Consider the following 25,118-nt stretch of genomic DNA (forward strand, 5'->3'; position numbering starts at 1 on the left):
ACCATCCCAACGATAGGATGGCTTTGGATCTCTTCCGGCATTCCCACCAACATGAAATGGAGCAGGCTTATTCCGCCCGCTCCACTGGCCCATGCTCAATTCTTTCAAGATTGCCGAACTCATCGATTTGATACATAAAACCTTCGGCCAGCTCAGGTCCAAGCTGCGTATCGTCGAGCAAGGCTGCTTTACGCGCCCGCTCCATAATTTCAACGAGGGCTTTGTAATCCTGAACCACCGTTTCATAGTTCGAGCGCATGCGAGTCAGCTCATCGCGTAACCTTCTATGCTCCTCCTGCAGTTCGCGATAACGGCTCTTCCACTCATTCGCCTGTCGTTCAGCACTTCGCCAACGCGAAGCCCATTCTTGAGCCGTGTTTTTTTCTTGACGTAAAAAGCGGAGTACCTGCGCCCAAGTCATCAGCGTCGCCGTCGGATGATCGACGTCGCCGCCTTCCATCTGCGCTTGCACACGCTCAGATTTGCTCTTCTTGCGTTCCTCTTTCGCCATCTCGATAATTTGGCGCTGCTGCTTGCGCACGCAGGCGTTCCAACGAAAGCCGCACGCTGCAGCCGTGCGGCCAAGCCTGCGCGAGGCTTCGTTAAAACCTGCAAGTTGCGTGCTACCTTGTTTAATGTGTTTCAAGACAATTTCAGCTAGAATCTCATCGTCTTCCGTCGTCCACGCATCTTGGCGCATGGCTCGAGGCGTCTGTCGCATGATGTCATCCTCCTTAAAAGCCTCGCTAACGAGACCAACGTTCCGATACATTCGTTCTGTCGTGGTTATCACGACGCTATCATTTGTTATAACCACTTGTAAGAATGATTAAACGTATCGCAACCAAAGAGGGCATCAGTTCCCAGACCGTCGCTCGATCCGCCGCCAGCCCCGTCGTTTGTAGATCGCTTCTGTGTGCGGATCGACAAATGTGACGACGACGCGCGGCGGCCGTGGACGTACCTTTTGACCGCGCAGAAAGCGCCACACCAACGAGCCAATGTATAAGATTTGGGTCGCGCGTGAACCACGCCAAAGCGTGTACAACATGGAAAACGTCCGAAAAAGGCGAAATACGGTTCGGATGGTTTGCACTCCACCGCCACCTCCGCTAGTAGCGTGTCCGATCCGCCGACCATCCATCCCCCGCACTTATGCCCCAATCATTTTGCATTCGCGCGAATCGAGCGCCGCTGCCACTAAGTTTTCGACGTCTAAACGCTCCTCAGCGCGCTCAACTTCGTCTAGTTTAGGATTGGTTTTCGGGCGCCTTGGCGCGAACAACGAACAGCAATCATCAAACGGCTGTACAGAAGTCTCGTACGTTCCAATCCGTTTCGCAACATCGATGATGTCCAGCTTATCCTCTGTCGCCAAAGGCCGAATTACGGTGAGTGTGGTCGCCGCGTCGACGGCGTTGAGCGCCGACAAGGTTTGACTCGCCACCTGCCCCAGACTGTCGCCGGTGATGAGCGCACCAGCGCGACATTCCGTGGCCAATTGGGTCGCAATGCGGAACATCATCCGACGCAGAAGCACGGTTCGCAAACTTTCCGGACAATGTTTGCGAATCTCCGCCTGAATCTCGGTGACCGAAATAAGATGTAAAGGCAGCCGGCCTCCCCACTGCGCAAGGATGCCTACCAAATCCTCGACCTTTCGCTGCGCTCGCTCACTCGTGAATGGAAAACTGTGATAGTGTACCAGATCGAGTGACAATCCACGCTTCATCGCCTTCCAGACAGCGACAGGGCTGTCGATGCCACCGGATAACAGTGCGATCGCGCGACCGCTCATACCGATTGGAAATCCGCCAAGCCCTGGCACGCGCCGCGGATACACATAGGCCTGCGCCTTGCGAACGTCGACTTCCAGCACCAGGTCTGGCTGATGGACATCGACGCGAGTGTCCGGCAGAGCCCGCAGGACCGATGCGCCCACTTCACGCGCAATGGCAGGGCTGTCGAGCGGAAACTGCTTGTTGCCACGCCTTGCCTCGACCTTAAATGCCCCTTTGCCCGCCAATTCGTGCTTGACGACCTGGATAGCCGTTTCGCAGATCGCTTTCATGTCAAGCGGCGCAACCGCGACAGGAGAAAACGAGGATATACCAAACACGCGCTGTAATTTTTGCAATGCCGGTTCGACCGGAGCCCCATGGAGTTCGACGACGATGCGCGTATGAATGCGACCCACGCGCACTTGCGGCCACGCGGCCAACGCCTGGCGCACGTTGCGCTCAAGAATCTGCTCCATATCAGAGCGATTGGCACCCTTTGTCGTCAATTCCCCGTAACGTATCAAGATGTGATTGTACATCGATGTCCTCTACCGCCTTCCCATCATGCCAAGTAACCACTGCGTGCGTTCCTCCACCACGGCCAATGCGCGTTCGAGATCTGTCCGCGATGTACGCGGATTCCATGAAAAGCGAACGGCACCCTCCGCGACGCGCTTGTCCACGCCCATCGCCGTCAACACGTGACTTGGCTGGCGAGATCGCTTACCACTGGAACAAGCACTGCCGGCCGAGACGTATAGCCCTTTTTCCTCCAATGCATGGACGATGACTTCGCCCTTAAGCCCGGGCAATGCCGCGTAAACGATGTAGGGCGAGGGGGTTCGCGGCGAAAACACGACCCAATGCCCAATCTGATTCAGACGATTGACGAACCATTGCCTGTGTGTAAGTGCATTTTGTCGTGCGGCCTCCATGTCCTTTACCGCTTCCCGCGCTGCTTCGGCAAAACTGATGGCACCTAGCACGTTTTCCGTGCCAGAGCGCAAGCCAAACTCCTGACCGCCCCCCACGACGTGCGGCAACAGGCGCACGCCCTGGCGGACGTAGAGCATACCCACACCCTTGAGTCCGCCGACCTTGTGCCCAGATGCAGTATAGAGATGGATATTGTTATGGCGCACAAGTGACACGGGAATCTTCCCTAAGGCCTGTGTTCCATCGACGTGAAAACGGACTTTCGGCCGTGCCGAGAGCTTGTCCGCCAACGCCTCGACAGGAAAGATGGCACCAGTCTCATTGTTGACATGCATGACCGAAACGAAGGACGTATCGGGGCGCACAGCCGACAGCACGTCGTCGACGTCAATATCGCCTTGTTCGTTGGGACGCACGTAAGTAACCTCAAACCCGCGCTCCTTGAGCCTGCCAAACGCCTCGCGAACTGCCGGGTGTTCGACGGCCGTGGTCACGACGTGGCACCCTCGGTTGTGCAACAGTTCAACACTCCCGAATATTGCTAGATTATTAGCCTCGGTGCCGCCGCCCGTAAAAACGATGTCCCCATGCTCTGCTCCCAATGCCTCTTTCAGGGTCGTGCGCGCCTGACTCAATAGCGCTTCAGCTTCCATCCCGATCCGGTGTAACGACGAGGGGTTGCCAAATACATCGATCCACTCGTGCAGCCTTGCGCGCACCACAGGCGACAACGGCGCTGTTGCCGCGTAATCGAAGTAGAGCACACCTTCCAAATAAATCCCCCCAATGAAAAGACCGAGGCGCATCACGCACCTCGGTACTTGGCACAGAACCGCGATTACCGATAAATGACCTCGTCGATCAGGCCATACGCCTTCGCTTCTTCGGCCGACATAAAGTTATCGCGATCCGTATCCTGTGCGACGCGTTCTAAAGGCTGTCCTGAGCGCTCGGCAAGGATCTTATTCAAACGTTCGCGCGTTTTTAAAATGTGGCGCGCGTGAATTTCGATATCAGACGCTTGCCCGCGTGCACCACCCAGCGGCTGGTGAATCATGACTTCCGAATTGGGTAGCGCAAATCGCTTTCCTTTTGCACCCGCGGTCAAAAGCACCGCACCCATACTCGCCGCCATACCGACACACATTGTGCTGACGTCTGGTTTGATATGCTGCATCGTATCATAAATCGCAAGGCCGGCCGAGACCGAGCCACCAGGGCTGTTTATGTACATCTGGATGTCCTTATCCGGGTCGTCGGCGGCTAAAAACAAAAGCTGAGCGACAACTGCGTTCGCGACATCGTCGTCAATGGCAGTGCCCAAAAAGATGATCCGATCTTTCAACAAGCGCGAGTAAATGTCATAACTGCGCTCGCCACGCGAGGTCTGTTCCACTACATATGGAATTAAACTCATACCCCAAGCCTCCTCTTCATCACACCTCTTACAATACCCATGATGTACGAAAAACGCCATTTAGTCAATGATAGTCAAAGTCAATTCAATCATAAAAAAAACATGTGATCTGCCTGTGCGTGAGCATGGGCTTTCGCCGCCTTGCGGATACTGTGCATGACTGACCACAAAGGAGGCGATAGCGTGCAAGCAAACTTGTCTATGGCGGATCGCTACTTCCGGCTGGCGACAGGTGTCATCAGCATTGCCAGCGCCGCTCGCGGCAGGCGCCAATCACCGCTCGCCAAAGCCTTTTTAATGGGATATGGCGCGATGAAGGTTGCCGAAGGCGTCACTGGCTGGTGCCCTATTCGCTCGGCAGCACAAGCATTATTCAATCCTCAGCAACAAACCACACAAGTGCAGCAAGGCAAGCAGGGACAAGCGGCATCAAGTCAACAGACAAAATCGGCCCAACCGTCTTCTGCTAACGGAAAGCAGGGCGATGAAGTAAAGAAGAAAGGGCAAGAGCGCGACCATTTGCCCGAAGAAGTCGTCGCGTTTTTGATGGATCGCGATGACGATTACCCCTCGACGCAGCACTGAGAATCAACCATGTGAAAAACAGCCATCCGCATTGGATGGCTGTTTTTCATATTTCGTACAAAAGATGGTCGATGCCTAATGGCGAACAAGCGAGCGGCTCGCCGCGCCCGTGGTTTGCGAACGAAAACGCACGCCGTATTTCCCATTGCGCGAACGGTAAACTTCGACTTCCGTGGGCTGCGCCGTGCGTCGAATGCGTTCGTCGGCTTCGACCCACATCACCGCACAGTACGCTTCGAACTTGCTGTCGTACAACCCCGCGAAATACACCCACTCGTTCATCGGCCCATCCCCCCACGGATAGTATGTCGTCGACGCGGTGCGCGACACAGGGAAAGCATGTGTGACCTGGGAATTTGGCGTTTGTCACGTTTCCTTTAGACCGCTCTTCTGCTACAATATTTGCACCACTTTCGGTGGTCACAAGCGAGCCGCACGGACTAGCGCCGTTTTTTCAATTGTAAAGCTTGTAAGCTGCCGCTTCGTGTACAGGGTGCGCGAAGGCATGTCACCAGGCGTATGATCGGTCAGAACAGCAAACTCCGCCAAAAGGAGTGAACACTCGATGATGACAAAAGACGATATCTTGATTTTGAAAACCAAACTTCTCCCTGCAGGGGCTGAAGCAGTCATCGATTTTCTCGCTGCTCGTAACGGCCAACTCGAAGCAACCAACATCGTGCTGGAGAACGTGCCACTGCTCATCATCGGCCGCCATGGCATGATTGCTCGTCTTCCTATTAACGGGCGCATTAAGAAAGTGAGCCAGGCAGAAGAAATCCTGCCAGCGTTGCAGTCGTTTTTTGCCAATACCTCGTCCAGCGACAAGCTGTACGTTTTTGTGAATCTACCAGACCTACCTATTCCGCCAGAAGTACAGCAAGTGTTGTCCGAGGTGGAAGCACGAGCACTTCGGCGCGAACGAATTCGCATGCAGATTGATCAAGCGCTGGATCGGCGTGATCGAGTCGCCTTTGAGATCGCAGTCAAAGAACTCGAAGAGATTGATCGCGAGGAAGAGTCGGCTCTCTGGCGTACGCGCCGACTTTTGTAACGAGTTCGCAGTGCCCCTAGTATGAGTCTGATGCGCACGGGTTAGGCTGACAGGGGGTGATGGGTCTTGGATAGAAACCAGCTACTTGTGCAAGCGAGCGAATTGGCTGACTTGATTGCCGAATCGGACGAGGCTGCAGCATATCGCGAGGCGCAGGCTCGTCTTTCCGCAAACCGCGAGGCCTCCGCCTTATTGCGGCAGTTTCGCGACCTGCGCGAACAGGTTGGGAAATTTCAGGCCCGCAAAGTGCCACCATTGCACTATCGGCATCTACTCGAAAAGGCGGATGCCCTGCTGTCCGAGCTCAACCGCATCCCTGATGTCCAATCGTTCGAAGCGGCCGAAAGACAGTTGAATGATCTGCTTGATGCCGTCACCAGCCGCCTTGCTGCCGCCATCGCAGCACCTCCGCAAAACATGTAGCGCGTCGGATTGTTTTGCGGTATGTTTCAACCATGATTCGTTGACACTCGTACCATATGGTGTTATGTTTTTCAGGCATGGCACCAGCCAAATTTTGATATCGGATAGGAATGAGCTTGCGATGGCGGATGAACATTTGCATGATCACGACGATGAAATCATCGTACTCGAAGACGAAAACGGACAGGAACATCAATTTGTCCTCGGCGAAGTGTTGACCGTCGATGAAAAGGACTATGCCGTTCTATTGCCGATTGACGAGGAAATGGAAGAAGGCGTCATTTTCCGAATTGATGGTGAAGATGGAGATCAAATGGTTCTGGCCGAGATCGATGATGACGAAGAATGGCAACGTGTAGTGGACGCGTATAACGACGATCTGTTCGACGACTCTGAAGACGACGAAGCCTGATTGTCACTTCATTCGTCATGTGGCTGCTCGCTGGCGCACAAGTTGCGCAAAGGAGCAGCCTTTTTGCTGGAACCATCCCTGCGTCAGCAATCATATTGCAGAATCGCCCACATATAGTGTTTACCACCACACTCACCCTCACTGATTGTTTTCTCAGACAACTTATTCTATGATAATAACAACCAATTGAACTTGTCGTTATCGTCATATGATGCGACTGGTCGAAAGGAGCCGACATAATGAGTCCAAAAGAACAACTCGATACATTGTTGCACGAATCCCGGACCTTCTCTCCTGCGGAATCGTTTCGTCAGCAGGCAAATTTTCAGGATGAAGGGATTTATGAATCCGCCCTGCAGGATCCAGAGGCATTTTGGTCGACGCAGGCTCAAGAGCTCACTTGGTTTAAAGATTTTGAAAGCGTTTGCAATTGGGAGCCGCCGCACGCCCAATGGTTTATCGGCGGAAAACTGAATGCCGCATACAACTGCGTGGATCGTCACACCTTGACACATCGCAAGAACAAAGCCGCCATCATCTGGGAAGGCGAGCCTGGTGACAGTCGTGTACTCACATACGATATGTTGCGGCGCGAGGTCGACAAAGCCGCGTACGCGCTGCGCGAACTGGGTGTACAAAAAGGTGACCGCGTCACCATCTATTTGCCGATGGTACCTGAACTGCCGATCTCGATGCTCGCGTGTGCCAAGATCGGGGCCATTCACTCAGTGGTATTTGGAGGATTTTCCGCACAAGCCCTGCGCGATCGGATCATCGACGCGGACAGCAAACTCCTCATCACAGCGGATGCCGGTTGGCGACGCGGTAAAATCGTGCCTTTAAAGGCAAACGCCGATGAAGCCGTAGTCGACACCCCAATTGAAAAAGTCGTCGTCGTTGAGCGCGTGGGTGCCGAGGCCGGCATTGCGCTACACGAGGGCCGCGACGTCCGTTGGCAAGATCTCATGGCGAGTGCCCCTACTTCCCCATATCCAGCAGAGCCGATGGATTCGGAAGACTATTTGTTTTTGCTGTATACGTCAGGAACGACAGGCAAGCCGAAAGGCATTGTCCACTCGACGGCTGGGTATTTGACAGGTGTCAACACATCGATGCGCACTGTATTCGATCTCAAAGATAACGACGTCTTCTTCTGCACGGCGGATATTGGTTGGATCACTGGCCACACGTATCTCGTATACGGCCCACTGTCAGCCGGTGGCACCGTTGTCATGTACGAAGGTTCTCCCGATTTTCCGGATCGCGATAGGTATTGGGAAATTGCCGAAAAGTACGGCGCGACCATTCTCTATACCGCACCGACATCCATCCGCATGTTCATGAAGTGGGGCTCGCAGTATGTCGAAAAGCACGATTTAAGCTCGCTTCGCCTGCTTGGGACCGTGGGTGAACCCATCAATCCAGAGGCATGGATGTGGTACCACAAGTACGTCGGCCAAGAGCGCTGCCCCATTGTCGACACGTGGTGGCAAACCGAAACAGGTTGCGCCATGATCGCACCACTGCCAGGCTTAATCACGACGAAACCTGGTTCCGCCACCAGGCCCGTTCCCGGCATCGCAGTCGATATTGTCGACGAGGATGGCAACTCGGTTCCCCCTGGCCATGGTGGGTATCTGGTCATCACCAAGCCCTGGCCATCGATGCTACGCACGGTCTGGGGTGACGACGAACGCTTCCGCAAAACGTACTTTGGCAAGTTCGAAGGTATCTATCTGCCAGGCGACGGTGCTCACCTCGACGAAGACGGGTATATTTGGATTCTTGGACGCATCGACGACGTTATCAACGTGTCGGGACATCGCATTGGCACCGCCGAAGTGGAAAGCGCTCTCGTCGCGCATCCGGCAGTTGCCGAAGCGGCCGTCATTGGCCGCTCACATGAAGTGAAAGGCCAGGCCATCACCGCGTTTGTCACCCTGCGCGAAGGCGTCGCGTCGTCCGACGATCTCGTCACTGAATTAAAACAGTACGTCGTCGAACGAATTGGCGCGATGGCCAGGCCTGAAGAGATTCTGTTTACAGCAGAATTGCCCAAAACACGCAGTGGCAAAATCATGCGCCGCCTATTGCGCGACATCGGCGAAGGGCGGGTCATTGGCGACACGACGACGTTGGCCGATCCAAGCGTTGTGGAAGCGCTGAAAGCGCAATACAAGGATCAGGACTGACGCAAGGGGGGTGATGTCCACAACCTGAACTTCGACGATTGTACCGGAATGTCGTTGTCGCACCACTCGCGACATTGGGAAAGAAGGTGGATTTGCCATGGCAGAACAAACAAAAATCGCCGATCCCGGCCCGCTTGGGTTGGCCGGATTCGGTATTACAACATGCATCCTTAGTCTGATCAATGCGGGCGTCATCAGCGCAGGCGCTCTGGGTGTCGTCCTTGGCTTAGCTCTTGCCTACGGCGGCGGCGCTCAGTTTATCGCCGGCATGTGGGAGTTTCGCAAAGGAAACACGTTCGGAGCTACAGCCTTTTCATCGTACGGTGCCTTCTGGATTGCGTTCTATTTTATCGAGAAGGCGGCACCCCCGGCCGGGTTAGGCGTATTTCTGTTGTTCTTTGGCATCCTGACTTTATTCCTTTGGATTGGCACGTTCTATCTCAATCGGGCGTTGTTCTTCGTCTTTTTAACGCTGTGGCTCGCCTTCTTCTTGCTAGCATTTCACGGCTTTGGCGTGATGGGCAGTCAACCGGGCGGATGGGTTGGCCTGATCTGTGGCCTCACGGCCTTGTATACCTCCTTTGCAACGGTGATTAACGCCACCGCAGGCAAGACCATTCTGCCACTCGGTCGACCGGTCGCACGTAGCTAACTCTGTTCTCAATTCGTAAAAAAGGACCGCCCCTATTTGGTGGGCGGTCCTTTTTAGGCGAACAAAATCGACTTTAAACTTTAGCCTCCATGGCAACTGTACGCGTACCCTGCGCTGAAATCGGATTGACCAATTGTCCTATGGCTTGAATTTCAATGGCAACAACATCTCCTGGTTGCAATGTGAATTCATCCGGCGGCACGATTCCGGTCCCGGTCATCAACGTGGTGCCATCAAGAATGGGATTATCGCGCAAGAGATAGGAGACAAGTTCAGAAAGTGGACGTCGCAGTTGTGTCAAGGCGACGTTTCCCAAGAACACCGTGTCTCCAGCACGTTCGATCCGCATCTCAATCTCCCATGCCAGCGGGTCGACAGTGGGATCGCACCACACGAGCGCAGGTCCCAACGAACAGCTCGCCGCAAAAATCTTGGCCTGCGGCAAATACAACGGATTTTCACCTTCAATATCGCGCGAGCTCAGGTCATTGCCAATCGTGTAGCCAATGATATCGCCATGGCTGGAAATAACGACACTCAATTCAGGCTCAGGCACCATCCATGCGGAGTCCGAGCGCAACTTTAAGGATTGACCAGGTGGGACCAGGCGCTCGGCTGTGGCCTTGAAAAACAGTTCGGGACGTGTCGCGGTATAGACGCGATCGTATACGCTGTCTTGCAGCTGTGTCTCGGCGTTGCGAGCGACTCGGCTTCGCTCGTATGTGACGCCGCTTGCCCAAACTTCAGGTGCCAGCACTGGAGGCAAAAGACGACCTTCGCTGGTGAGATTTCGATAGGATAACGAATCCCCAACGCATAACCGCTCCTCAACCGAGCGCATGTCCAGGTGCAATGCCCGTAGCGTTTGCCACATGGGCACAGGATCTGTCCACGATGCAACCTTGTCCGTAACGCTATAGACATCGTCGCCGACCACAATGCCAAGATGAACGGAACCGTCTACCGGATGCATATAACGGATAGTTTTCATCCCATTCCCTCCTATGCGCCGTAATAGACCGCACACGTCTTTACTTGGCTGTAAAAGTCGAGTGCAGCTTGGCCTTGTTCGCGCGTGTGCGAGCTGGATTGCTTCATTCCGCCAAACGGGGCCTGATATTCGACGCCCGCCGACTCAAGGTTGACGCGAACCATGCCTGCCTCTGCTGCGTCTAGAAAACGCATCGCCCGCTCAAGATTTCTCGTAAAAACGGACGCGCTAAGTCCATATACCGTGCGATTACACTGCTCCACGGTCTCGTCGAATCCATCCGCTGTGAGGATACAAGCCAGGGGCCCGAAAACCTCTTCCTGTGCCAAAGCGTGACCGACGTCCATTCCCGTCACAACCAACGGGCGTACATAATAGCCCGTATCAGGCGAGACTTGTAACTCGCCTTCGACGATGAGGCTCGCTTCCGATCTCGCGAGATCGACATAGGATTGCACTTTACTGTACTGGCTCTTGGAAGCCACCGGTCCCAAGTAGGTCTTCGGATCCAGCGCATCGCCGACGTACAGTTCGCGCACTGCTGCCGAAAGCGCATCCACGAACGGTTCATAGATGGACTTTTCGACGATGATGCGACTGGTCGCCGTACACTTTTGTCCAGCGGATCGAAACGCGCCGCTCACCACAGCCGGTATAGCGACGGATAGGTCAGCGTCGGCAAGGACAACAGCGGCGTTCTTGCCACCCATTTCCGTTTGATACTTCATGTTGCGGCCAGCACAAATTGTCGCGACACGCATACCAGTGGTGGTCGATCCGGTAAAGCTGATGGCGTCCACCGCCGCGTGTTCAACGAGTGCCTGGCCGACGACAGCACCGTCCCCAACGACCAGGTTGAGCACACCTGGCGGCAGTCCAGCGTCAGCGAACACTTGAGCCACGGCGGAGGCGGTCAGAGATGCAAATTCGGCAGGTTTCCAGACAACGGTGTTTCCGCAAATGAGTGCCGGCGCCATCTTCCAAATTGGAATGGCGACTGGGAAATTCCACGGCGTAATCACGCCAACGACACCGAGTGGGACACGCTTTGTATACTGCAGCACGCCTTCCTGGCTGGCCGGAATCACACTGCCGACAGCACGTACCCCTTCAGCGGCATAGTAACGCAGGAGATTGACACCACGGACAACCTCACCCTTCATCTCACCGATGGGTTTCCCCATCTCACGACTGGCCAAAACCGCAACTTCGTCCGCACGTGCGGCCAATAAATCCGCCGCTTTGTAGAGAAAATCTGCTCGTTTCGAGCCAGCAAGCCCCGCCCATCCCGGCAACGCACGTCTCGCCGCCTCTGCAGCCGTGATAACATCGGCTTCTTCCGACGTATGGACGACGCCTACTTCCTCAGAGAGACGCGACGGATTGTTGACAACGTACGATCCGCCGTTTGGTATCATCCATTCGCCAGCTACCCAATTTTTTGCTTCCAAAACAATACCCTCCCGTGTTACGAACATGAATCATCGTACTCGCATCAAATCTGCGTCACATGCTGGTTACTCGTTTCATCGTCGTTCGCTGCGAGAGCCGCGATCCCAGCTTCGATGACCTGTAGAATTCGCTCTACGTCGTATATCGCCCCCCGCCAGGGCCCTCCGCTGGCACGCTGTAGTGCCGCCCACAAACGCGTGTCGTCAGGTAGATCGGGATCCGGCGCGAGGTCTGGATGAGGCTCCCGCTTTGCAAGAATCCTCGTCCCCTCCTCTGCGTCGAATCGCTCGTCCCCGACACCCACGAAATTGACAGACCCCTGCAGTCGGATCCGATCAACAATCACCTCGATGACGTCTCCATCGCGCAGTTTTCCAATGGGGCCACCGGCTAAGGCCTCGGGGCCGACGTGACCAATACAAGCGCCTGTCGAGACCCCGGAAAAACGAGCGTCGGTAATTAAGGCAACATGTTTACCAAACGATAGATGCTTGAGTGCAGAGGTCAACTGATAGGTCTCTTCCATACCCGTCCCGGTTGGACCACGCCCGATGAGCACCAAGACGTCGCCCGGCTCAATTGCGCCGCCTTTAATGGCCGCTATCGCCTGCCGCTCACTCGTAAACACTTTGGCCGGGCCAATGTGTCGATACACACCATCAGCATCGACGACGGACGGATCGATGGCCGTCGATTTGATCACCGCCCCATCGGGGGCCAGGTTGCCCGTCGGAAATGTGACGGTCGAGGTTAGACCGCGCGCTCGCGCAACGTCGGGAGACATAATGACGTCGTCCGGATCGACACCTGTTGCACTTTTGAGCCGATCCCGCACACGCCGCCGGCGCTCTGAATCCTGCCACCAATCGAGAACGTCGTCTAAGCTACAACCTGATGCCGTTTTGACCGAAGTCTCGAGCAGCCCCGCACGCCGCAAATGCAACATGATTTCTGGCACACCACCAGCCAAAAAAACATACACGGTTGGATAATCGAGAGGCCCATTCGGCAACACGCTGACGATCCTCGGCACAGCCTGGTTGACTTCACGCCAATCGGCGGCCGTCGGCATCGACAGCCCGGCGCTATGCGCGATGGCCGGGATGTGCAGGAGCAGGTTGGTGGATCCGCCAATTGCCGCGTGCACCACCATGGCGTTGTGCACCGCAGCGTCCGTCAGGATATCTGCCATTCCCCATCCAAGTTGAGCTTGGCGCAACAAAGCGCGGGCCGAATGCACCGCTACTTCTTCCCATATCGGCTGTCCAGAAGGCGCGAGTGCAGAATGGACAATCGCCATCCCTAATGCTTCGGCCACAACCTGTGCAGTTGCTGCGGTCCCCAAAAATTGACATCCACCACCAGGGCTAGCACAGGCTCGACAAGCAACTTCCGCCGCATATTCGAGACTGATTTCCCCGTGCGCGAAGCGCGCACCAATGGTCTGCACCTTACCAGCATCTTCGCCCTCCGCTGGTGCAAGGGTCACGCCGCCGGGCACGAGCACGCCGGGCAAGCGCCCGATGGAAGCCAAGGCCATCATCGTCGCCGGAAGTCCCTTGTCGCACGTTGCCACACCGAGTACACCCTTGCGGGTAGGCAACGACCGAATCAGGCGCCGCATGACCAAAGAGGCATCATTGCGATATGGCAGCGAGTCAAACATCGCCGCGGTACCTTGGGAACGGCCGTCGCAGGGGTCGCTGACAGCTGCTGCAAATGGCACTGCGCCAAGCCGTCGCAATTCGCGCGCTGCCGCTTGCACGAGCAGCCCAATTTCGTAGTGGCCCGTGTGATAACCGAGAGCCTCTGGCGATCCGTCAGCGGCGCGCAACCCTCCTTGCGTGCTGATAATGAGCATGTGCTGACCGAGCACTTTTTTGGGATCCCATCCCATACCAACGTTTTGCGAGAGCCCAAAGAGGTCTCCACTCGCCCACGTTCTGAGCATTTCAGGCGTCAGCGGCAGTCGGCCGGAAGGCCCAGGCGCGTGCGTCGGAATCTCGTACAAGTCGTCACGATACGACGCGAGTAGTTCTGCCAGTTGCATCATCGATGGAGCATATTGATCGTCCACAGTCATCCCTCACTCTGGTCAGAGACATCATGGTGGGCCGCCGTGGCCAGATACCGATAAACAGATTCTGGAACGGGTACACCTTGCTCGCGATACAGCGCCTCCTTGCGCTGTTCCGGCTCACCGGGTACGAGCACTTCTGCGAAGCCTGCGGCCGCTGGTTCTTGATGAAGTTCGTCGATCATCTGATCAACCGCTTCAACAAACGCGTCGCGATTGTGAAACAGGCCAGGATCGAGCGCCATGAAAAGGTGCCCCAGCTTACGCATCTGTTCATATTCGCCGTACATCGGCACGATATGGGGTCCAAAGGTTGCCCCGGTGAGGATCCCAGACAAGACATCGATAGCAAGCGCCAGTCCGTAGCCCTTCGCTCCGCCCAAAGGCAATAAGGCAGTCACGGCAGACGGATCCGCAGTCGGCCGACCTTCGGCGTCAACGCCCCACGATGTCGGAATCTGTTTACCGACCTCGCGTGCCTGCAGGACTTTACCAAATGCCACTTCGCTCGTTGCCATATCCAGGATGATGGGTGGATGGCGCTTTGCTGGAAACGCAAATGCGATAGGATTCGTGCCGAAAAATGGGCGCCGTCCACCAAATGGCACCACGCATGCGTCGGTGTGCGTCATCGCCACGCCGATGAACCCGGCATCCGCGGCCATCTGTACGAAATAGGACAAAGCGCCACAGTGGCTGCTGTTGTGCACGCCGACAAAGCCAATTCCGTGTACGGCTGCCAGTTCAACGGCACGTTCCATCGCGAATTTCCCGACGACGTGTCCGAAGCCGTCGTCGCCATCGACAAGCCCTGCCGTTGCCCCGGTTTGCCGAAACCGAGGAGTCGCATGCGGATTGAGCCCACCCGCGCGCACGCGGTGCACGTAATGTTCCGTTCGCAACACACCATGCGAATGCACACCGCGCAGATCGGCATGCACCAACACATCCGCGACAACGCCCGCCGTATCGCGCGGCACGCCTGCCCCTGACAATGCACTTTGCACCATCCTCCGAAGGTCCGCGTGCGAAACCGTCACATCCGCCATCCAGTCCCCTCCTTATCTGATCCGAGAACGCCTGTATGCCTCGATAAAAGCTTTCGCTCGGCATGTGATCACACTGTAATTGCCATCCTTAATCGCTTCGCGATCCACGAGTGAGCTGCCTAGACCAACCGCTTTCGCGCCAGCGACGAAGAACCCCTCGACGTTTGCCAACGTAACGCCCCCAACCGCCACCAGTGGCAAACCGGGTGCCACTGCCTGCACTTGCCGAAGGTATGCAGTGCCGCCGCGATTTGCTGGAAACACCTTCACCATCGGTGCACCAGCCCTAAGCGCGGCCGCGATTTCGCTCGGTGTCAACGCCCCAGGCAAGACCGGTACGCCCTCCGCCAAACCAGCCTCCACGACGACCGGATCGACATGGGGTGCCACTAGGAACGACGCCCCGAAAGCTATCGCTTCCCTTGCCTCACTCGCCGACAATACAGTGCCTGCCCCGATCTGCATGCGCCCGAAAAAATGCTGACATAAAGCCGCAATCGAGCGGTGTGCATCCGGCGTATTCAACGTCACTTCCATCACTCGCACGCCGCCGGCGTACAAAGCCTGACCTAGCTCGATGACATGCGTGGACGGCACACCGCGCACAATCGCGATCACGCCCGTCTCTGCAACAGCCTGGCGAAACCGTTCCCCATATGCGTTGCTCACCATTCCGCCACCGATCCATCCACGTTACGCCAGACAGGATTTCGCCAATCGTGTCCGCATTTGGCGGCCTCTTGCACAGAGGCTTCGTCAATTTTCAACCCCAATCCCGGCCCGTCAGGCAACGAAACAAAACCGTCGTTATAGGCAAACACCGAAGGATCCTCGACATAGTCAAGCAAGTCGTTCTCGAGATTGTAATGAATGCCGAGGCTCTGCTCTTGGATAAACGCATTGGGCGTGCACGCGTCCAATTGCAACGAAGCAGCCAGCGCGATCGGACCCAAGGGACAGTGAGGCGCAAGTGCGACATCGTGGGCTTCGGCCATCGCGGCAATTTTTTTGCACTCCGAAATACCGCCTGCGTGCGACAAGTCCGGCTGGATGATATCCACGTATCCCCCTGCCAAAAGCCGTTTATAGTCCCATCGCGAATACAACCGCTCTCCGGTCGCAATCGGCATCGCGGCAACCTGAGCAATCTCGCGCAGTGCCTCGTCATTTTCAGGCAATACCGGTTCTTCGATAAACATCAAATCGAAAGGGCGCAGTTCCTGGGCAAGGACTTTAGCCATAGGACGATGCAAACGACCGTGAAAATCGACGGCGATACCAAAGTCCTCGCCCACCGCGTCGCGCACCGCCTGTACTCGTTCCAGTACCGCATTGATCTTTTTATGCGTGTCAATCCAGTGCATCTCTTCTGTCGCGTTCATTTTAATTGCGGTAAACCCTTGCTCCATGCGCGCTTTGGCCGCCATGCCGACATCGCTCGGCCGATCGCCGCCAATCCACGCATATACCCGCATTTTGTCGCGTACCCGACCGCCTAACATCTCGTAGACCGGCATGTTGTAGCGCTTGCCCTTGAGATCCCACAACGCCTGGTCGATGCCTGCGATGGCACTCATCAAGACCGGACCGCCGCGGTAGAACCCCCCACGGTACAAAACCTGCCAAAGATCTTCGATGCGATCCGCATCTGCGCCGACGATGTACGTCTGCAGCTCACTTACGGCCGCTGCCACGGTGCGCGCCCGTCCCTCGACGACCGGTTCTCCCCAGCCTGTCAAACCTTCTTCATCGGTTACCTTGACAAACAGCCAACGGGGAGGAACAAGAAACCATTCAACCGAGGCGATTTTCACCGCCATCACCTCATTCCAGGGAACACGGGCTCGGCAAGCCAGCTTGTATGCGGTTTCAACGAGTTGGCTTGCCGGTCCGCACACTTGTATACAACCTCTCTTTGATTATAAACGATAGCACGTAACTCGTGCCGAAGACATCAAGTTTCTTTCATAGGGTTAAACATCAACCTTCCTTGCTGACGTAACCGTAAACTTCCGGAAGGATAAAAACAGAAGCTAGCAAACCACACAACGGGAACAACACGGTGAACAACGTCGCATTCGCCGTTCCAATCATGGCAAAGAACGACGGGAACAAAAAGATACCTAAGAAACCTGACACCTTGATCCACATATACGCAAAACCGCTCGAAATTCCGCGGTAGCGCGCCGACGCAACCATGGACGGAATGGTCATACAGTTTTCAGCATCCCAATAGTGACCCCACAGCATCAGCCCCGCAGCAAACGGTAAAAGAATGTTGTGGCCTGTGTACAGAGCAGCCGCCGCAATGAGAAGGGCTATACCAACAATCGAGAATCCCCAGATGCTGAGTTTCTTCTGACCAATTTTTGGCGTGATCAGAGGTCCGACCAAACCAGAGATGAGAGCCACCACATAGACTGCAAGCGTAATCAAATCCGTGTCAAACGTTCCGGTCACATGCACGAGAGCGAATAGCACCGGTAGATAAAAAGCGAACGTTGCGAACTCACCGTTTTGCATAAAACCTGCGATCCAGCCGTATAAGCTCGCCCGGAACCGCACAGGGTCCTTGCGAAGATCTCGCAAAAACTCGCGAAGTTTGGGCGTAGGAACGGGTTCGTCAGCATCGGGAAGCATCTCCAGCGGATCGCCATACATCTGACGAGCGATGGCTTTCGCTTCACGATACCTACCACGTTGGATGAGCCAAATGGCCGTCTCTGGCAAGTTGAGGCGTAGGAAGAACAGAATGATGGCCGGAACGCCTGACAAACCAAGCACGATCCGCCAGAGCAAAGCATCCTTGACACCAATGCCAAGGAACAATAAAACAACCGCGATGGCTACTACCTCGCCGACGGCGAACATAATCTGCCACCGATTGCCCATGACTTCGCGCTTTCCGCTCTGCATGAACTCCATGATGTACGTATAACCGTTTGCAATGTCCGTACCTAGCGGAATGCCAATAATAAAGCGGATGATGACCAGCATCGTCATATCCGTTGCAAACGCTTGCAACACGCCGAAGACGAAGAACATGAGCATGGTGCCGAGAAACACCGCGCGGCGGCCGATTTTGTCGGTCAGCCAACCACCAATCAAGGCACCGATGAGCGCCCCGCCCTGTGTTGCCGCAGATGCTAAACCGAGCATCAACGCGGACGGATGGTAGATGGCCTTAATGAACACAATGACAAATGAGATGGAGTACAGATCCCAGGCCTCGATGAAAATAGAGGCAATCATGAGCCAGCCAATCTTGGTTCCACTTGGACTGTACTTTTCCACCAATCGCGAAATCGCCGCCGCTGCCCTTGGCTCTATACCAAGCGCATTTTCCATCTGCTAACCTCCTTTGGCCGACGCGGATTTCCCCGCGATCGACATGTATACTTGTCGACATCTTATTCCGACATGAACCGTTCGATGACTACCCAGAAAGGCAGTCTAGGAAAGTCCAAATAGCGTCTCAACCAGGCTTTTCGTCTCCTCCAAATGTCTTTGAACGACAGCTTGCACGAGGTCTTCGTCGCCAACGACGAGTGCCTTGACCAATTCGCGGTGTTGCTCTAACGACCCAGACATATCGTCGGGACAACGTTCCAATCGCCGTTCAGTCACCACAGCTAGGGTCGCGTGCACGATTTCCCGGATCTCACCCCACATATGCCACAACCGCTTGTGTCCTGCAGCTCCCACAACGCGCTCGTGAAACCGTAAATCCCAAGCAGCAAATTCTACGTGGTTGCCATGCCGCACAGCCAATTCCATCTTATCGACCATTTGTGTCAACTCGATACACAAGGCGGATCGTACGTCGTCCGATTGCGCAGCAACCCGGCTGAACGCGAAGCGTTCAATCAAGAAGCGAACGTCGTATAATTCTTGTACGTCTCCCGCATCCAAGCCTTTGACGATCGCACCCATTCTCGCTAGCTCAATCACGCCTTCGTGAGCCAACTCGCGCAACGCTTCGCGAACCGGAGATCGGCTCGTGCCAAACTCGCGAGCCAGTTGATTCTCCGATATCACCTCCCCTTTGGCCAACGTTCCTGAAACGATTCGACAACGTAGTTGATCTGCGATTTTGGCTCCCAAGGTGACAGAGGGCGATATCGTCGCATCCGCCAACCGCAACACCCCGTTTCTTTGCTTATGTTTGTCTTGGATTTGACACAAAGTAAGTTTATGCCGTATCATAGCTCTCGCATGATGTGCTTACAAATTGTAAGTATATGATGTAAAGAGAGAGATTCTGCGGAGATAAACCAAGAACTTGGAGGGAATCGCCATGACGAAGGTCAAACTCGCAATCATCTACTACAGTTCCACCGGCACTAACTACCAAATGGCACAATATGCTGCTGACGCCGCACGCGAAATGGGCGCCGACGTCAAAGTGCTCAAAGTTCCGGAACTAGCTCCCCCAGAAGCTATCGCGTCGAACCCAGCCTGGCAGGCGCACCACGACAGGACGCGCGAGGTTCCAATTGCTTCGGCAGCGGATGTCGAGTGGGCAGACGCCATCATCTTTAGTGTGCCAACGCGCTTTGGCAACGTACCCTCGCAGTTCAAACAGTTCATGGATACGCTTGGCGGCCTCTGGGCTCAAGGCAAAACAGCAAACAAAGTTGTGAGCGCGATGTCGAGCGCACAAAACCCGCATGGTGGTCAAGAAGCAACCATCCTAGCGCTTTACACGTCGATGTACCACTGGGGTACCATCATCGCAGCTCCCGGTTTCACGGATGCATCCGCTTATACGTCCGGGGGCAATCCATATGGGACAAGCGTAACAGCGCGAGAGGATGGCGTCATCGACGAAGGCACCATCGCAGCCATCAAACATCAAGCTCGTCGTACAGTCACCGTTGCACAGTGGATCAAGGCTGGTCAAGCGCAATAAGACAGGTCCAAAAAACCCGCGCACGTATGGCACCGCGCGGGTTTTTTGGTGACGCGTTCAGCTTTAGCTTTTGAGGAAATCCGGATCGCGATAGCTTGGGTGTGGATAGCGGTAAAAACCTTCACCCGACTCACGCCCCAGTTTACCAAGATCAATCATGTCTTTCAGCTTGGCCGCCAGTTGGTCGTACTTTTGCTTTCCTGCCTTTGCCTTCCCACTCGCAATATTGTAAGCCGTACGCACGCCAACGGTATCGAGGATGGCAAATGGCCCTTCGGGTGCCCCAGTCGCAATCATCCACGTCTTATCGATAGTCTCCGGGTCCGCCACTCCGTTCACCCACAACATCTGTGCAGCTTCCAAAAAAGGTACCAACAGTGAATTGAGAATATATCCAGGCTGCTCCTTGTAAATCGGCAACGGCACCATGCCAATTGCTTTGGCGAATTCGATCACGTCCTGAAATACCTGATCATCGGTTCCCGGGTGCTTCATAATTTCGGCTGTATTGTGCACCCAAATCGAGTTTGCAAAATGCAAAGCAAGAAACTTACTCGGTCGCCCCGTCGCCTCCGCGAACTGACTTGGCAATAAGGTTGACGAATTTGTCGCAAAAACGGTCTTCTCCGGGGCTACCTTGGCAAGCTGTTCATAAAATGCCGTTTTGATGTCCGGTACTTCGGGTACCGCCTCAATGACGAGATCGGCTTTGGCTACAGCTTCCTTCAAATCTGTGCAGAACTGAATTCGTGCAAACGCTGCGTTGACCTGGCCTTCAGTGGCTTTTAAGTCGCGCTGATACGCTGGTTTCAAACCAATGATTCGATTTTTGGCGCGTTCGATTGCCTCGTTGTCCACATCGTACAAATACACCTCAAAGCCGTGAAACGCCGTCTGGTAGGCAATCTGGCTGCCAAGTACGCCGCCACCAGCCACCATAATGTAATGAAAATCCATCAACAGTCCTCCTTTCGTGACGTTCAAGTATAACGGTATCCCCACTTGGAAAGTAATGCAAGTTGCACGGTCATTCCCTGCGTAACTGGAACCCACCAGTTCCATCGTCGACTCGGCCGACGAACTCGGTCGCCTAAGCAAATGAGTAGGAATCCCGGCTCAGATAAATGACAACGAGGTCCAGATGTTCCGCAATCTCCGCGAGTTCCTCACAGGTTTCAACCGTTTCGCCCATATATTCAACGCGATCGCGCTCGATTACAAACCAACTCGAGTAAACGCTCGGCGGCCCGTATGATAGTCTCAGTTTCGAAATGATGGTTGGCTGAGAAATGAAGTGCTGCACAACCGCCCTAGTGGATGGCGAACTGATGCCATCTAGATAAGACCGAATCGCGTGCATGGCCAACAAACTCGTCGGTCGTGACAAAAGTCGCAAAGCATCTTCAATGGCTTGGTCTCCATAACCTTCTTCTTTCATTTCGTTTTTGATGCCGTGATAAATTGCAGAGGATTGAGTCTCTTGTTGTCCAAGAATAATTCGTTCGCGCCAATCCGCATTGGTAGCGTTTTCAAACGTTTCGCGATCGCGATTCCTTAAAGCCATGTCAATCAAGACTCCTCGAATGATTTGCAAAGCCATTTCGGACTTTGTCATCATTCCACCTCCCCCCTCTTTGTAACGAATAGAATTAGAATATTCAATATGAAAATGCGGTAGCAACATATGACCGTCAACTTCGAAGCCAGTGGCGCTGAATGCTAAAAGAGTAGCCCCCCTCATACGGAGGGGGAAGCACGATGTTATGGCTGGCTAGTCGCGAGTGGAAGATCTAGCCTTGTATCGTCAAAAAGTACACGATGTGTCCCCAGGCTTGCTAGTAAATCCTCATCACATCGATTGCGACATACGGCCACGATGTCCGCATGCTCTTCCCGGATGACGCGGTCAATGACCACGCTGCGATTGCCGACCTCGTGTCGGAACTTGACGCGATCGAGCCAATGTAAAAACACATGTGATACATGTTCTTCTAGTTCCTGCTTGAACACCAGTTCAGCGTCTGGAAGTATATAGTGAGCATGGGTCCCTGCATCAAGGCATAGTCCTTCTTGCGGATCGGAGATATACAGAACAGTAATCCGAAAATCGTCGACCACATCAAAATACTGCTTAAGGCTTCCCAAGCGATCAACGTCGTCGATTTCGCTCACAATCATGACCGTGTTCATCATGCTTCCCCCTCATTTTGCAACAGCTAATGCTTCTTGAATTCGCGCCCGCAGCTCTCGTGCGGATGCCTCAAAGGCGGTCTGCTCCCCCACCGACAGCGGCAAATCGATCACCTTTTCGACCCCGCTCGCTCCTACGACACACGGCACGCCCATATAGACATCAGATATGCCGCGATATTCGTGGAGCAGAGTGGACACGTTTAACACCGCATGCTCGTCGTACAAGATGGCGGTACAGATCCGATCCAAAGCCAGCGCGATCGCATAGCTGGTATATCCTTTAGACTCGATAATCTCGTACGCAGCTTTGCGAGTCTGCAACGCGACACGTCGACGTTTTTCTGCTGTGAGGTCAATAAGTGTGCCAACGACGTTTGCCGTACTCCAAACAGGCACCTCGGTGTCACCGTGCTCACCGATGATATGTGCATGAACACTTCTCGGATCGACATCGAGCTCGGACCCGAGTAAGAACCGAAAGCGTGCGCTATCAAGAACCGTGCCAGAACCTATTACGTGCCCTATAGGCAAATTGGCTTCTTGATTCGCCACGTACGAAAGTACATCAACGGGATTCGTCGCAACGAGTAAAATACCTTGGAAATTACAACTTCTCAGTTGACCGACGACATCTCGGATAATCCGAACGTTTCGAACAAGCAATTGCTGTCTGGTCTCACCAGGTCGTTGTGCAACACCGGCGGTTACAATCACGATGTCCGCATCGGCGCAGTCCTGGTACGTTCCCACCCAAATTCTTGAACATCCAACAAACGGAAGACCATGTTGCATGTCCAGGACCTCTCCGTTTGCTTTGCGAACATTTGTATCGATGAGAACAATCTCTGCAGCTCGCGACCGTAAGAACAGTGTATATGCGGTTGTGGCTCCTACAGCGCCCGCTCCCACCACAACAATGCGCGTTGGCTTCGTTTTGATTGCCATGCATTCATCACCTTGCTTCGTTTCATCTTCAGGCTCTGTTACACCGCAAGTATGTCTGCAATCCGGTGATAAAAAAGATTTGCTTCATGTTGTCGGTCGAAGACTTCCGTAAAGGGTACTGCCGTCACTCTTGCGCCACACATCGCGACCATGTGATTCGTCATCCCCTCTAGCAACAACCGAACAGCTTCTGTCCCATAAAGGCCCCCTAAGATCCGATCTCGGGCGGACGGGGAGCCTCCCCGTTGAATGTGTCCCAGTACAGTTACCCGCACCTCCGATGCAATATGGTTTCGCAGAAACTCTCCCACGTCCATCGCGCACGCCGCGCCTTCTGCCACGATGACAATCGGATGCTTTTTTCCACGCTCTCGCGCCTTATTCAATTGCGCAAGAACACGATCAGGATCCTGCGGTTCTTCAGGAATTAAAATGGAAGCCGCTCCCGCTGCCATGCCGACCGACAGAGCAATTGCCCCAGAACGATGACCCATGACTTCTACGACGTACGTACGATCATGCGAACTCGCTGTATCGCGGATCCGGTCAATGGCCTCAACAGCCGTATTGACCGCGGTGTCAAAGCCGATGGACTCGTCCGTCCCTGGAATATCATTGTCGATGGTACCTGGAATTCCAATGACCTGGATCCCATACTGCGCCAGTGCATAGGCTCCACGAAAAGATCCATCGCCTCCAATGACGACCAGACCTTCGATACCATGCTTTTGTAAGGTCGCGATTCCCTTCGCCAACCCTACTGGCGTCTTAAAAGCTTCACATCGTGCGGTTTGAAGCACTGTTCCACCCCGTTGGATGATGTCTCCTACAGAACCGGGGGTCAATTCCAATACATCGTCATCGATCATTCCTTGATATCCATGTCGAATACCCAAAATCCTACATTCGTAAAATGAGGCTGTTCTCACAACGGATCGTATCGCCGCATTCATCCCTGGCGCATCGCCTCCGCTTGTCAATACAGCAAACGTCTTCATCGTTATCACTTCCACTATGAATTGATTCGGTAAAGTGTACAAAGCCATGCTAGCTTTAGCATGTGGGTAGCTCATCCGTTCTCGGAATGCCATCTACCAAGATTCTCACTTCACAACGAGTGTGGGTACATGCGAGCGATGAACGACACTGCTACTGACACTTCCAAGTAACAATCGGTCTACGACGCCATAGCCATGACTTCCAAGTACAATCAAGTCTACCGCCTCTTGATCCGCCATTTGACAAATTGTGACGGCGGGCGGGCCGAATGCGCTCCGAAACCGTACTCGAGACTCATATCCAGCAAATTGATGTTCAACACGTTGCTTGACGTTATTGACCACTTTCTTCAAGTCATCCTCAGGCAATTCTGCAACAAAACCGATGCCTATGCCTGCTGTCGCATATGCAGGCGGTGTGACATACAAAGCGATGACAGATGCCTCTGGAAAGGCGTCCAGAAATTGAATTACCATGTCCCCTGCCTGGAAGGCTCCCTGCGAACCGTCCGTCGCCAAAAGAATCTTTTTCATAATCAGTCTCTCCTCACTCTCGCCACAAACTTGACTTCATCATAAGACGGTGCCAATCGGGCTATGAGGCACATTCATACTGTTTCACGATCTCCACAAGGCCTATGTTTCGACTGGTTATATTGGACCAGAAGGTCAGAATCCACAGTGTCCTCCTTCGAATCACGCAGAAACCTTGCCTACATGACGAGAGTCAGAGCCCCCCTTAGGTTGAAAGTGTGTGGTGAACCTCCGTAACCGCGGGATGATAAAAAAGTCCAATCCGACATAAGCGGCATTAAACCCACCGATGAGCAGAAACATCTCCCAAATCACCATGTTCGGATTGGTGCTTGTCGTGCCGGCGAGCAGATATGCCATGTTCATCCCCAAGGTCATCAGCGCCGCAAACGTAGTAAAACACCCAAGCACCAAGGCGATTGTTTAACGTAGAGTAAAAATACCCCGAATCGTCAACGTCACTTCCCCGGAAAAATCGTGTGAAATTCCCCATGATTATCGTCGGGGGATGGATT

General features: G+C 54.3%; 28 protein-coding genes. 7 read left to right on the top strand and 21 right to left on the bottom strand.

From position 1 onward, the window contains the following. Nucleotides 1-67: 67 nt before the first annotated feature. The 5 genes from BLU70_RS08525 to clpP all read right to left on the bottom strand — a co-directional run bounded on the left by BLU70_RS08525 (nucleotide 68) and on the right by clpP (nucleotide 4,134). Complete coding sequence (locus BLU70_RS08525; RefSeq protein ID WP_074693223.1) at nucleotides 68-700, bottom strand: RsfA family transcriptional regulator; 633 nt, start codon at nucleotides 698-700, stop codon at nucleotides 68-70. A 156-nt stretch (nucleotides 701-856) separates the two neighbouring features. Then, a complete protein-coding gene (locus tag BLU70_RS08530) occupies nucleotides 857-1,096 on the bottom strand; it encodes a hypothetical protein (RefSeq protein ID WP_006446833.1) in 240 nt (79 codons plus the stop codon). Nucleotides 1,097-1,153: 57 nt separating this feature from the next. Further along, nucleotides 1,154-2,320: a tRNA uracil 4-sulfurtransferase ThiI gene (gene thiI, locus BLU70_RS08535; RefSeq protein WP_074693197.1), complete on the bottom strand. Its 1,167-nt coding sequence runs from the start codon at nucleotides 2,318-2,320 to the stop codon at nucleotides 1,154-1,156. A 9-nt stretch (nucleotides 2,321-2,329) separates the two neighbouring features. Next, nucleotides 2,330-3,481: a cysteine desulfurase family protein gene (locus BLU70_RS08540; RefSeq protein ID WP_244885164.1), complete on the bottom strand. Its 1,152-nt coding sequence runs from the start codon at nucleotides 3,479-3,481 to the stop codon at nucleotides 2,330-2,332. Nucleotides 3,482-3,555: 74 nt separating this feature from the next. Next, nucleotides 3,556-4,134, bottom strand: a complete 579-nt coding sequence (clpP, locus tag BLU70_RS08545) for an ATP-dependent Clp endopeptidase proteolytic subunit ClpP (protein WP_040289374.1) — start codon at nucleotides 4,132-4,134, stop codon at nucleotides 3,556-3,558. A gap of 183 nt (nucleotides 4,135-4,317) precedes the next feature. Between clpP and BLU70_RS08550 the strand changes: the two genes are divergently transcribed. Then, entirely contained in the window at nucleotides 4,318-4,719 is a 402-nt protein-coding gene (locus BLU70_RS08550) for a YgaP family membrane protein (protein WP_040289372.1), read from the top strand. A 75-nt stretch (nucleotides 4,720-4,794) separates the two neighbouring features. Here BLU70_RS08550 and BLU70_RS08555 read toward each other — a convergent pair whose 3' ends face one another. After that, on the bottom strand, nucleotides 4,795-5,001 hold the full coding sequence (locus tag BLU70_RS08555) for a hypothetical protein (RefSeq protein ID WP_040289370.1): 207 nt from the start codon (nucleotides 4,999-5,001) through the stop codon (nucleotides 4,795-4,797). A gap of 283 nt (nucleotides 5,002-5,284) precedes the next feature. Here BLU70_RS08555 and BLU70_RS08560 point away from each other — a divergent pair, with 283 nt between their 5' ends. The 5 genes from BLU70_RS08560 (at nucleotide 5,285) to BLU70_RS08580 (ending at nucleotide 9,452) form a co-directional block, all read left to right on the top strand. Further along, nucleotides 5,285-5,773: an IDEAL domain-containing protein gene (locus BLU70_RS08560; protein WP_006446826.1), complete on the top strand. Its 489-nt coding sequence runs from the start codon at nucleotides 5,285-5,287 to the stop codon at nucleotides 5,771-5,773. Nucleotides 5,774-5,839: 66 nt separating this feature from the next. Beyond that, on the top strand, nucleotides 5,840-6,196 hold the full coding sequence (locus BLU70_RS08565; protein ID WP_074693199.1) for a YlbF/YmcA family competence regulator: 357 nt from the start codon (nucleotides 5,840-5,842) through the stop codon (nucleotides 6,194-6,196). 121 nt (nucleotides 6,197-6,317) lie between these two features. Continuing rightward, entirely contained in the window at nucleotides 6,318-6,608 is a 291-nt protein-coding gene (locus tag BLU70_RS08570; RefSeq protein ID WP_074693200.1) for a DUF1292 domain-containing protein, read from the top strand. Nucleotides 6,609-6,847: 239 nt separating this feature from the next. Then, nucleotides 6,848-8,800, top strand: a complete 1,953-nt coding sequence (acs, locus tag BLU70_RS08575) for an acetate--CoA ligase (RefSeq protein ID WP_074693201.1) — start codon at nucleotides 6,848-6,850, stop codon at nucleotides 8,798-8,800. Nucleotides 8,801-8,897: 97 nt separating this feature from the next. Continuing rightward, nucleotides 8,898-9,452 carry an acetate uptake transporter gene (locus tag BLU70_RS08580; protein ID WP_040289367.1) on the top strand — a complete coding sequence of 185 codons (555 nt, stop codon included), beginning with the start codon at nucleotides 8,898-8,900 and terminating at the stop codon, nucleotides 9,450-9,452. Nucleotides 9,453-9,525: 73 nt separating this feature from the next. On the opposite strand, the gene BLU70_RS08585 is transcribed toward BLU70_RS08580, so the two are convergent. The 8 genes from BLU70_RS08585 to BLU70_RS08620 all read right to left on the bottom strand — a co-directional run bounded on the left by BLU70_RS08585 (nucleotide 9,526) and on the right by BLU70_RS08620 (nucleotide 19,158). After that, the gene (locus BLU70_RS08585; protein WP_074693202.1) at nucleotides 9,526-10,443 is read right to left on the bottom strand and encodes a fumarylacetoacetate hydrolase family protein; all 918 of its coding nucleotides are present in this window, start codon (nucleotides 10,441-10,443) and stop codon (nucleotides 9,526-9,528) included. An 11-nt stretch (nucleotides 10,444-10,454) separates the two neighbouring features. After that, nucleotides 10,455-11,894 (bottom strand): aldehyde dehydrogenase family protein, encoded by a 1,440-nt coding sequence (locus BLU70_RS08590; protein WP_074693203.1) that lies wholly within the window; start codon nucleotides 11,892-11,894, stop codon nucleotides 10,455-10,457. 44 nt (nucleotides 11,895-11,938) lie between these two features. Continuing rightward, nucleotides 11,939-13,948, bottom strand: a complete 2,010-nt coding sequence (locus tag BLU70_RS08595; protein WP_074693224.1) for a YjhG/YagF family D-xylonate dehydratase — start codon at nucleotides 13,946-13,948, stop codon at nucleotides 11,939-11,941. A gap of 26 nt (nucleotides 13,949-13,974) precedes the next feature. Then, nucleotides 13,975-15,021, bottom strand: coding sequence for an ureidoglycolate dehydrogenase (allD, locus tag BLU70_RS08600; protein WP_074693204.1), 1,047 nt, complete (start codon nucleotides 15,019-15,021; stop codon nucleotides 13,975-13,977). A gap of 12 nt (nucleotides 15,022-15,033) precedes the next feature. Beyond that, a complete protein-coding gene (locus tag BLU70_RS08605; RefSeq protein WP_176780864.1) occupies nucleotides 15,034-15,690 on the bottom strand; it encodes a bifunctional 4-hydroxy-2-oxoglutarate aldolase/2-dehydro-3-deoxy-phosphogluconate aldolase in 657 nt (218 codons plus the stop codon). Then, nucleotides 15,687-16,835, bottom strand: coding sequence for a galactonate dehydratase (gene dgoD / locus BLU70_RS08610; RefSeq protein WP_074693206.1), 1,149 nt, complete (start codon nucleotides 16,833-16,835; stop codon nucleotides 15,687-15,689). Before dgoD ends, BLU70_RS08605 begins: the two co-directional genes overlap by 4 nt. A 166-nt stretch (nucleotides 16,836-17,001) precedes the next feature. Beyond that, nucleotides 17,002-18,369: an MFS transporter gene (locus tag BLU70_RS08615; protein WP_074693207.1), complete on the bottom strand. Its 1,368-nt coding sequence runs from the start codon at nucleotides 18,367-18,369 to the stop codon at nucleotides 17,002-17,004. Nucleotides 18,370-18,474: 105 nt separating this feature from the next. Further along, entirely contained in the window at nucleotides 18,475-19,158 is a 684-nt protein-coding gene (locus BLU70_RS08620; RefSeq protein ID WP_074693208.1) for a GntR family transcriptional regulator, read from the bottom strand. 160 nt (nucleotides 19,159-19,318) lie between these two features. Between BLU70_RS08620 and wrbA the strand changes: the two genes are divergently transcribed. Beyond that, the gene (gene wrbA, locus BLU70_RS08625; RefSeq protein ID WP_058094050.1) at nucleotides 19,319-19,933 is read left to right on the top strand and encodes an NAD(P)H:quinone oxidoreductase; all 615 of its coding nucleotides are present in this window, start codon (nucleotides 19,319-19,321) and stop codon (nucleotides 19,931-19,933) included. A gap of 63 nt (nucleotides 19,934-19,996) precedes the next feature. On the opposite strand, the gene BLU70_RS08630 is transcribed toward wrbA, so the two are convergent. The 7 genes from BLU70_RS08630 to BLU70_RS08660 all read right to left on the bottom strand — a co-directional run bounded on the left by BLU70_RS08630 (nucleotide 19,997) and on the right by BLU70_RS08660 (nucleotide 24,963). Further along, nucleotides 19,997-20,890: a 3-hydroxyacyl-CoA dehydrogenase gene (locus BLU70_RS08630; protein WP_074693209.1), complete on the bottom strand. Its 894-nt coding sequence runs from the start codon at nucleotides 20,888-20,890 to the stop codon at nucleotides 19,997-19,999. A 133-nt stretch (nucleotides 20,891-21,023) separates the two neighbouring features. Continuing rightward, nucleotides 21,024-21,548, bottom strand: a complete 525-nt coding sequence (locus tag BLU70_RS08635) for a hypothetical protein (RefSeq protein WP_143027503.1) — start codon at nucleotides 21,546-21,548, stop codon at nucleotides 21,024-21,026. A 146-nt stretch (nucleotides 21,549-21,694) separates the two neighbouring features. Beyond that, nucleotides 21,695-22,123, bottom strand: coding sequence for a hypothetical protein (locus BLU70_RS08640; RefSeq protein ID WP_074693210.1), 429 nt, complete (start codon nucleotides 22,121-22,123; stop codon nucleotides 21,695-21,697). A gap of 12 nt (nucleotides 22,124-22,135) precedes the next feature. Then, complete coding sequence (locus tag BLU70_RS08645; RefSeq protein WP_074693211.1) at nucleotides 22,136-23,071, bottom strand: L-lactate dehydrogenase; 936 nt, start codon at nucleotides 23,069-23,071, stop codon at nucleotides 22,136-22,138. 38 nt (nucleotides 23,072-23,109) lie between these two features. Beyond that, the gene (gene pfkA / locus BLU70_RS08650) at nucleotides 23,110-24,069 is read right to left on the bottom strand and encodes a 6-phosphofructokinase (protein ID WP_040289359.1); all 960 of its coding nucleotides are present in this window, start codon (nucleotides 24,067-24,069) and stop codon (nucleotides 23,110-23,112) included. Nucleotides 24,070-24,174: 105 nt separating this feature from the next. After that, entirely contained in the window at nucleotides 24,175-24,603 is a 429-nt protein-coding gene (locus tag BLU70_RS08655) for a universal stress protein (protein ID WP_006446806.1), read from the bottom strand. 162 nt (nucleotides 24,604-24,765) lie between these two features. Beyond that, a complete protein-coding gene (locus tag BLU70_RS08660; RefSeq protein WP_074693212.1) occupies nucleotides 24,766-24,963 on the bottom strand; it encodes a hypothetical protein in 198 nt (65 codons plus the stop codon). Between the last annotated feature and the right edge of the window lie 155 nt (nucleotides 24,964-25,118).

Origin of the sequence: Alicyclobacillus hesperidum (genome assembly GCF_900107035.1) — a bacterium.
Lineage (GTDB): Bacteria > Bacillota > Bacilli > Alicyclobacillales > Alicyclobacillaceae > Alicyclobacillus > Alicyclobacillus hesperidum.